Source organism: Schumannella sp. GW821-FHT10F01 (genome assembly GCF_058809295.1).
Window position 1 is genome coordinate 348,852 of sequence record NZ_JBXASM010000002.1, and the last position, 8,183, is coordinate 357,034.

The window sequence follows — 8,183 nt, forward strand, 5'->3', positions numbered from 1 at the left end:
GACGCGCCTCCTCAGCCATCGGAGTGGGCGACGGCCACGGACACGACGAGCCCCGGCACCTCCACCTCCGCGACCCGCCAGACCGCGCCGCCCGGCACTCGCGCGGACTCCCCGTCGAGCTCCACGGTCGCGGGATCCACCCGCAGTCCCCGGCCGTCCGCCTTCAGCGCCGCCTCGATCCGCACCCAGTCGCGCAGCGGGTCGGCGGAGCCGGGCAGCGCCTCCGCCGCGCGCGCCCGCGCCGCGTCGGAATCCGGCTCGGCGTCCACTCCGACCGCGCCCCCGAGCGCCGCCGCGACGACCGCCGCGCCGGGGGACGGGTGGCTCACCGACACCGCGACGCGCACATCCGGCATCCCCTCGACGGCCGCGACCGGACGCCCGTGGTCGCCGCCGCAGTCCGGGCAGACGGCGTCGATCCGCACCGACGACGGGGCCGCTCCCGCCAGCTCCGCGACCAGCTCGGCCGCCGCGAGCCGCGCCGCGATGCGCCGCTCCGACGCTCCGGCCGGCACCGCTGCGAGCGCCACGGCGGAGCCGTGCATCCCCTGCGGCGTCCGGAAGCGCTCCACGGCGGCACGCTACCCTTCCGGTATCGCGAAACCCGGCCCGACTTCCCCGGCTTTCCAGGGCTCGGGCCTTAGGTTGGCGGTGTGTGGCCGGCGAACCGACGGAGTGATGTCATGGACGAGAGCGATCCAGACATCGCGACCGAACGGCATCTGACGCTGCCCGAGGGCCTGGGCATCGGGGGCGAGGACTGGTCGACGGGCAACGTGGCCGAGCCGTCGCGAGCCGAGTGGCGGCACGACATCTCCGAGCTCGGCGGCCGGTCGCCGATGCTGCACTTCGTCGACTCCCGCTGGACCCGCATCGAGCTGAGCACCACGCACCCGGGCGGACTGGCCCGGTTCATCACCGGCGCCACGACCCGGCTCTCGAACCTCATCCGCGACGACATCGCCCTCCGCACGGCGCGGCAGGCCGCCGACCAGATCGCCGCCAAGGGCGCCGACCTCGCCGCGACCCGCGGCATCGACGCCGTGCACCTCGGCATCGGCGTCGCGACCTGGACCCGCGCCGGGGAGGCGTTCTGCGCGCCCGTGCTGCTGCGTCCGCTCGCGATCCGCCGCGCCGGCCGCGACTTCGAGCTGAAGCTGCGCGGCGGCCCCGCGCTGAACCCGGCGTTCGCCCGCGCGATGGAGCAGCAGTTCGGCATCTCGCTCGACGCCCGCGCCTTCGTCGCGCTCACCGACAACGAGGGCACGTTCAAGCCGAACGCGGTCATCGACCAGCTCCGCTCGCTCACCGCGCACCTGCCCGACTACACGGTCGCCCCGCGGCTGCTCGTCTCCACGTTCAGCGACGTCGCCGCGCCCATGCTGTCCGACGCCCGCGAGCTCGAGCACCCGGTGCTCGACGCGCTCGCCGGCAACGACAGCGCCGCGACCGCGATCGGCGCCGGCTCCGCGCACGTCGAGCCGAGCGATCCGGATCGCCGCGAGCCGTCCACCGACACGCTGCTGCTCGACGCGGACGCGGAGCAGGAGCAGGTGCTCGCGCAGGTCGCCGCCGGCAATTCGATCGTCGTGAAGACCATGCCCGGCTCGGGCGGCACGCAGACCGTGGTGAACGCGATCGGCGCGCTCGTCGCGCAGAACAAGCGCGTGCTCGTCGTCAGCCCGCGCCGCGCCAGCCTCCGCGGCATCGCCGACCGGTTCACCGAGATCGGCCTCCCGGGCCTCACGGTGCAGCCCGGCACGCTCCGCCGCGACCTCGTCCGCTCCATCGGCCGCAACGAGAAGGCCCGCCGTCCGCAGCTCGCGGACATCGACGAGGCGCTCGTGCGGCTCCGCGGCGTGCTGCTCGACTACCGCGGCGCGCTCTCGCGCCCGGACGCGGTGCTCGGCGTCTCGGTGCTCGACTGCGTCACCGAGCTGTCGCGCCTCGCGCTGCTGCCGGAGCCGCCGTCGACGACCGCGCGCCTGTCGCGGCACGCGGTGGAGTCGCTCGTCGCGAACCGCCCGGATGTCGCCGGCACCATGGTCGACGCGGCCCGCCTCGGCGAGTTCCGCTACGGCCCCGGCGACTCGCCCTGGTACGGCGCCCAGTTCGCGACCGGCGACGACGCGTCCCGCGCGCACGAGCTCGCCCGGCGCCTGAAGAACGACGAGCTGCCGCGCCTGCTCGAGCGCGCCCGCGACCTCATCGGCTCGACCCGCATGCGGCCGTTCGAGAGCATCGAGGAGCTCGGCATCTACCTGCGGCTGCTCGCCGAGCTGCGCGACACCCTCGACCGCTTCGTGCCGAGCGTGTTCGACCGCTCGCTCAGCGAGCTCATCGCCGCGACCGCCTCCCGTCGCGACAGCCCGACCATGTCCGGCGGCAACCGCCGGCGTCTCAAGGCGCTGGCCCGCGAGTACGTGCGCCCCGGCATGCACGTCGGCGACCTCCACGAGGCGCTCACGAAGGTGCAGCAGCAGCGGATGATGTGGCAGCGCTACGTCGCCGCCGGCGTCGCGCCCGAGGTGCCCATCGGCATCGCCGACGTGCACGTCGCCTGGCAGCAGGTGTCGCAGGACCTCGCCGATCTCGACGCCCCGCTCGGCCGCGGCACGGACGCGCACAGCGCCGGCGACCGGCTCGCGACCCTGCCGATCGACGAGCTCGAGCGGATGCTCGAGGGCCTCGCCGCCGACTCGGACGTGCTGACGAACCTCGTCGAGCGCACCGAGCTGCTCGCGACCCTGCACCACCTCGACCTCGAGCCCCTCATCGCCGACCTCGCCGCGCGCCACGTGCCGGAGGAGCAGGTCGCCGCCGAGCTGGAGCTGGCCTGGTGGCGCTCCTCCCTCGACGCGCTGCTCGAGTCCGACCGCGCCCTGCTCGGCGCGAACACGCAGGTGCTGGAGCGGCTCGAGGCCGACTTCCGCCTCGTCGACGAGGCGCACGCGACCGGCAGCGCGCAGCTGCTGTCGTGGCAGCTCGCCGAGCGCTGGAGCATCGGCATCGCCGACTACCCGGAGGAGGCGGCCGCACTGCGCGACGCCCTCCGCGCCGGCGGCGTCGACTCGACCGCGCTGCAGCGGATCGCGCCGCGGCTGGCCCGCGTCATCGCGCCGGTCTGGCTCGCGTCGCCATACGAGACGCACCTCATCGACGACGACCTCGCGATGGACGCCGTCGTGCTCGTCGACGCCGGTGCCGTGACCGTCGCGGAGTCGGTGGGCGCCATCCGCCGTGCGCGCCAGGTGATCGCGATCGGCGACCCGGTCACGCAGACGCCCGCGCCGTTCCTCACCGCGATCGACGAGCCGGAGCACCGCCGCGACCCCGAGCTCGACGTCGACGAGCTGCACGCGCACTCGGCGCTCGCCCGCCTCGCCGACCTGCTGCCGGTGCTGTCGCTCACGCGCAGCTACCGGGCCGGCGGCGAGGACCTCGCCGAGCTCATCAACCGCAAGTTCTACGGCGGCCGCCTCGACTCGCTGCCGTGGGCCGGCTGCTTCCTCGGCCACGCCAGCATCGCGCTGGACTACATCGAGGGCGGCACCGGCCTGCCGGACAGCGTCACCGGCGCGGTCGAGAGCGTCGACGCCGAGGTCGACCGCGTCGTCCAGCTCGTCATCGACCACGCGGCCACGCGCCCGCGCGAGTCGCTCATGGTCGTCTCCGCCTCCGAGAAGCACGCCGTGCGCGTGCAGCAGGCGGTGCTCGCGGCGACGTCGACGCGTCCCGAGCTCGCCGACTTCGTGCTCGGCGACCGGCCGGAGCCGTTCGCGGTCTCGACGATCGAGGGCGCGCTCGCGCAGAGCCGCGACCGAGTGATCTTCTCGCTCGGCTACGGACGCACCCCGCACGGCCGCGTGCTCAGCGACTTCGGCGCCCTCGGGCGTCCGGGCGGCGAGCGGCTGCTCGCCGTCGCGATGACCCGGGCCCGCCGCTCGCTGCTCATCGTCACCTGCTTCCGGCCCGACGACGTCGAGGACGGCCGCATGCGCCACGGCGCGATCGCGCTCGCCGAGATCCTCGACGAGGTCGCCGCGCCGCTGCCCGACCCGGAGCTCCCGGACGCCGCCGATCCGATGCTCGTCGACCTCGCCCGCCGGCTCTCCGCCCGCGGCCTGCGGGTCGCCCTCGGGCACCGCGGCAAGCTCGGCCTGGTCGCCGCGAACGGCGGCACCTGCGTCGTCGTCGACACGGATGCCGCCCTGCTCGGCCGCAGCCTGCGCGAGTCGCTGCGGCTGCGCCCCGAGGTGCTGCGCCGGCTCGGCTGGCACTACGCCCGCGTGCACGCGTTCGAGCTGTTCAGCGACCCGGACGCCGTCGCGGACCGCGTCGCGCGCACCGCCGGGGTCGTCCCGGCCTCCGACTGACGATGCCGGACGACGCACGGCCGGAGCCGGTCGAGCGGCCGCGACGCGTCCGTCGGCGCGTCACGACCGAGCCGCCCGCGGGCAGCGACCCGCATCCGGACTCGGAGCCGGAGCGCGGCACCGGCCGCGACAACGACGAGCGGATGCGTGCGGAGAAGCCCCCGCACTACTGAGCGCTAGCGCCTCTCCTCGGATGGCTGAGCCTGTCGAAGCCGCCCTTCGACAGGCTCAGGGATCCGGATCGCCCTTACGCCGTGGCGCCGCTGTTGTACGGCGGGTTCGGGTCGGCGCCGCGCTGGGCGGTGTTCTGCGATGCCAGCAGGTCGCGGATCTCGACGAGCAGGTCGAGCTCGGTCGGCACGGCCGGCGCGGACTCCTCCTCGACCTTCTTGCCGAACGACACCTTCTTCAGGCGGTTCATCGGCACGACGAGCGCGAAGTACACGACGAGCGCGACCAGCAGGAACTGGATCACGGCGGCGATCACGGTACCCCAGGCGAGCACGATGTCGTTGTCGGTGCCCGGGTTGTCGCGCAGCACGATGCCGGCCTTGTTCAGGTCGCTCGCGTTGAACAGGAGCGCGATGACGGGATTGAAGATGCCGGTGACGAGGGCGGTCACGATCGCGGTGAACGCGGATCCGATGACCACACCGACCGCGAGGTCGATGACGTTGCCGCGGAGCACGAACTCCTTGAAACCCTGGATCATGCGGGGCTGCCTTTCGGGTCGGGGGACCGGACGGGGCAGGCCCGCCGGGGTCAGCTGGAGGAGCTGGAGCCCGTCGATCCGCCGCTCGAGCCCGACCCGGACGAGCCGGACGACCCCGATGACGACGAGCCCGACGAGCCCGAGGTGGAGCCGGAGCCGGACGTGCCGGACGAGGAGCCGGAGGAGCCCTCGGCCTTCGATCCGCCTCCGCCCTTCACGCTAGCGCGGGAGTCCGTGCGGTAGAACCCGGACCCGTTGAATGTGACGCCGACCGCGCTGAAGAGCTTGCGCAGCGCCCCGCCGCAGGTGGGGCACTCCGTGAGCGAGTCGTCGGTGAACGACTGCTGCACGTCGAAGGCGGTGCCGCACGCGGTGCAGCGGTAGGAGTAGGTGGGCATGAGTCCTCGGAGGTGCCGGAGTCAGGGCTGGAGGTCGACGATCGCCGACGGGGTGACCACCCCGTTCACCGGCATGTCGTGACGGTCGCGCGGCACCTCGTCGAGCAGCTCGTCGTCGAACACCACAGCATAGACGGGCGGGCAGTTCTGCATCGATCCGAGCGTCTTGTCGAAGTACCCGCGGCCCCAGCCCATCCGCATGCCGCTCCGGTCGACGCACGCCGCCGGCACGAGGATGAGATCGGCGTCGTCGATCGCGATCGGCCCGAGCAGCTCGGTGGTCGGCGTCGGCATGCCGAGCACGTCCTGGTCCTCGTCCTCGCCGTCGTACGGCGCCCAGTCGAGCAGACCGTCGGCCCGGGAGACCGGCAGGAGGATGCGGATGCCCTGCCCGGCGATCGTGCGGAGCCAGGTGCGCGTCTCCGGCTCGTCCGGGGTGGAGAGGTAGGCGGCGACCAGCGCCGGCGCGTAGCGGCGGGTCAGCTCGCCGAGGCGCTCGGTCACGTTCGCGTCGGCCGCGGCCTTCTCCGTCGACGTGCGGATGCGCCGCCGCTCGCGGAGCTCCGCCCTGAGCGCTCGCTTGGCATCGTCGATGTCGTCGGGCATGCCTCTGATGGTAGCCAGGCGACCCGATACCCTGTCGCCATGGCGACGACGATCACCAAGGCGGTCATTCCTGTGGCTGGCCTCGGCACCCGCTTCCTGCCCGCGACCAAGGCGATGCCCAAGGAGATGCTGCCGGTGGTGGACCAGCCCGCCATCCAGTACGTGGTGGAGGAGGCGGTGCGCGCCGGCCTGCACGACGTGCTGATGATCACCGGACGCAACAAGACGGCGCTCGAGAACCACTTCGACCGCGTCGGCGAGCTCGAGCAGGTGCTCACCGAGAAGGGCGACAGCGCCAAGCTCGAGAAGGTCAAGCACTCCACCGACCTCGCCGACGTGCACTACGTGCGCCAGGGCGACCCGAAGGGCCTCGGCCACGCCGTGCTCCGCGCGAAGATGCACGTCGGCCGCGAGCCGTTCGCCGTGCTGCTCGGCGACGACATCATCGACGAGCGCGACGTGCTGCTCGAGAAGATGCTCGAGGTGCAGCAGCAGAAGAACACGACCGTCGTCGCCCTGCTCGAGGTGGACCCGTCGCAGACGCACCTCTACGGCATCGCCACGGTCGAGCCGACCGGCGAGGACGGCGTCGTGCGCATCACGTCCATGGTCGAGAAGCCGGCCCCCGAGGACGCGCCCTCGAACCTGGCCGTCATCGGCCGCTACGTGCTGCGCCCGGAGATCTTCGAGATCCTCGAGAACACCGCGCCCGGCAAGGGCGGCGAGATCCAGCTGACGGATGCGCTGGAGACGCTCGCGAGCGGCCCGGCCTGGGCCGGCGGCGTGCACGGCGTCGTGTTCCGCGGCCGCCGCTACGACACCGGCGACCGCCTCGACTACCTCAAGGCGATCGTGCAGCTGGCCTCCGACCGCGACGACCTCGGACCGGACTTCCGCGCCTGGCTCGCCGGCTTCGCGGCCGGGCTGCCGGAGGCCGGCCACGCCGAGGCCCCCGAGGCGGAGACCGGTGCTCCCGACCCTGAGTGAGGGACCGGTCACGATCCGCCCCATCCGGCTGCGTGACGCCCGGGCGCTCGACGGCGAGCTCGTGGCGAACCGCCGCTGGCTGCGGCAGTGGGAGGCGACCGACCCGCACGGCGCCCGGCTGATGGACGCCCGCTCCAACATCCGCGCCCTGCTCGCGAACGCGCGCAACGGCGGCGGGCTGCCGTTCGCGATCGACGTCGACGGCGTCTTCGCCGGGCAGCTCAACGTGTCGGGCATCGGCTACGGCTCGCTGTCGTCCGCGTCGATCGGATACTGGGTCGCCGAGCGGGTCGCGGGCCGCGGCGTGACGCCGACCGCGGTCGCCCTGGCGACCGATCACTGCTTCTTCGGGCTCGGGCTGCACCGGATGGAGATCTGCATCCGCCCGGAGAACGCCCCGTCGCTCCGCGTGGTCGAGAAGCTCGGCTTCCGCTACGAGGGCCTGCGCCGCCGGTACATCCACATCAACGGCGACTGGCGCGACCACTTCGCCTTCGCGCTCACGGTCGAGGAGCTGCCGCACGGCGTGCTGCGCCGCTGGCTCGACGGCCGCGTGCCCGCCGGCGCGGGCAGCGTGCCGGAGGCGGACCGCGCCGCCGCGGCCCTCCCGCTCCGTTTCGGCTGAGGCGTCATCCTCACCAATGCTGCGCATCGGCACGAGTGCGGCGTGATGTTCTCGAGCATCCGTGCCGATGCGCAGCATTGGTCGAACTCCCAGCCCTCACGCGAACCTTCGACCTGAGGTCGAGGGCGTGGCGGTCCCGGGGAAACGCGATCGCGTCCGTACCGTGTACGCATGGAGTTCACGGGACTGGGGACGGCGGTCATGTTCGCCGTCGCCGCCGTGCTCTGGTTCGCCTACCTGCTGCCCACGTGGTTCCGCCGTCGCGAGTACCTCGCCACCGAGCGGAACGCGACCCGGCTGCAGCAGACCCTCCGCGTCATGGCCGAGTCGGCCGAGGTGCCCGACGAGGTGCGCGTCGAGGCCACCGCACGCGACGCCGCGGCGCAGGCCAGGCTGCTCGCCGAGCAGCGCCGGCAGCGCGAGGCCCGGGAGCGCGCCGTGCTCGCCGCCGCCCGCCGCGCCGCCGCGCCCGTCATCAC

At 73.5% G+C, this 8,183-nt stretch carries 8 protein-coding genes and 1 pseudogene; 5 read left to right on the plus strand and 4 right to left on the minus strand.

The window, feature by feature from the left end:
• Positions 1-11: 11 nt before the first annotated feature.
• A complete protein-coding gene (locus AC1RSJ_RS04815) occupies positions 12-572 on the minus strand; it encodes a 4'-phosphopantetheinyl transferase family protein (RefSeq protein ID WP_493117206.1) in 561 nt (186 codons plus the stop codon).
• 111 nt (positions 573-683) lie between these two features.
• Here AC1RSJ_RS04815 and AC1RSJ_RS04820 point away from each other — a divergent pair, with 111 nt between their 5' ends.
• The gene (locus tag AC1RSJ_RS04820; RefSeq protein ID WP_493117207.1) at positions 684-4,376 is read left to right on the plus strand and encodes an AAA family ATPase; all 3,693 of its coding nucleotides are present in this window, start codon (positions 684-686) and stop codon (positions 4,374-4,376) included.
• Positions 4,377-4,378: 2 nt separating this feature from the next.
• Complete coding sequence (locus AC1RSJ_RS04825; RefSeq protein ID WP_493117208.1) at positions 4,379-4,549, plus strand: hypothetical protein; 171 nt, start codon at positions 4,379-4,381, stop codon at positions 4,547-4,549.
• Positions 4,550-4,623: 74 nt separating this feature from the next.
• Here the strand turns inward: AC1RSJ_RS04825 and mscL are convergent, their stop codons facing one another.
• From mscL to AC1RSJ_RS04840, 3 genes are read right to left on the minus strand one after another with little or no spacing between them, the layout of a single operon-like run.
• On the minus strand, positions 4,624-5,088 hold the full coding sequence (gene mscL, locus AC1RSJ_RS04830) for a large conductance mechanosensitive channel protein MscL (protein ID WP_493117209.1): 465 nt from the start codon (positions 5,086-5,088) through the stop codon (positions 4,624-4,626).
• Between the two features lie 50 nt (positions 5,089-5,138).
• Positions 5,139-5,486, minus strand: a complete 348-nt coding sequence (locus AC1RSJ_RS04835; RefSeq protein ID WP_493117210.1) for an FmdB family zinc ribbon protein — start codon at positions 5,484-5,486, stop codon at positions 5,139-5,141.
• A 21-nt stretch (positions 5,487-5,507) separates the two neighbouring features.
• Positions 5,508-6,092, minus strand: a complete 585-nt coding sequence (locus AC1RSJ_RS04840) for a 5-formyltetrahydrofolate cyclo-ligase (protein ID WP_493117211.1) — start codon at positions 6,090-6,092, stop codon at positions 5,508-5,510.
• A 39-nt stretch (positions 6,093-6,131) separates the two neighbouring features.
• On the opposite strand from AC1RSJ_RS04840, the gene galU reads away from it, so the two are divergent.
• The 3 genes and pseudogenes from galU to AC1RSJ_RS04855 all read left to right on the plus strand — a co-directional run.
• Positions 6,132-7,079 carry a UTP--glucose-1-phosphate uridylyltransferase GalU gene (gene galU / locus AC1RSJ_RS04845; RefSeq protein ID WP_493117212.1) on the plus strand — a complete coding sequence of 316 codons (948 nt, stop codon included), beginning with the start codon at positions 6,132-6,134 and terminating at the stop codon, positions 7,077-7,079.
• A complete protein-coding gene (locus AC1RSJ_RS04850; protein WP_493117213.1) occupies positions 7,060-7,704 on the plus strand; it encodes a GNAT family N-acetyltransferase in 645 nt (214 codons plus the stop codon). The genes galU and AC1RSJ_RS04850 overlap by 20 nt, the downstream gene beginning before the upstream one ends.
• A gap of 171 nt (positions 7,705-7,875) precedes the next feature.
• Positions 7,876-8,183 (plus strand): annotated as a pseudogene (locus AC1RSJ_RS04855) (hypothetical protein); the annotation flags it as partial.

What these genes read in the sequence shown, in the direction of transcription:
- galU (WP_493117212.1), top strand. Translation starts at nt 6,132, where the DNA reads ATGGCGACGACGATCACCAAGGCGGTCATTCCTGTGGCTGGCCTCGGC.
- AC1RSJ_RS04835 (WP_493117210.1), bottom strand. Translation starts at nt 5,486, where the DNA reads ATGCCCACCTACTCCTACCGCTGCACCGCGTGCGGCACCGCCTTCGAC.
- AC1RSJ_RS04825 (WP_493117208.1), top strand. Translation starts at nt 4,379, where the DNA reads ATGCCGGACGACGCACGGCCGGAGCCGGTCGAGCGGCCGCGACGCGTC.
- mscL (WP_493117209.1), bottom strand. Translation starts at nt 5,088, where the DNA reads ATGATCCAGGGTTTCAAGGAGTTCGTGCTCCGCGGCAACGTCATCGAC.
- AC1RSJ_RS04820 (WP_493117207.1), top strand. Translation starts at nt 684, where the DNA reads ATGGACGAGAGCGATCCAGACATCGCGACCGAACGGCATCTGACGCTG.
- AC1RSJ_RS04840 (WP_493117211.1), bottom strand. Translation starts at nt 6,092, where the DNA reads ATGCCCGACGACATCGACGATGCCAAGCGAGCGCTCAGGGCGGAGCTC.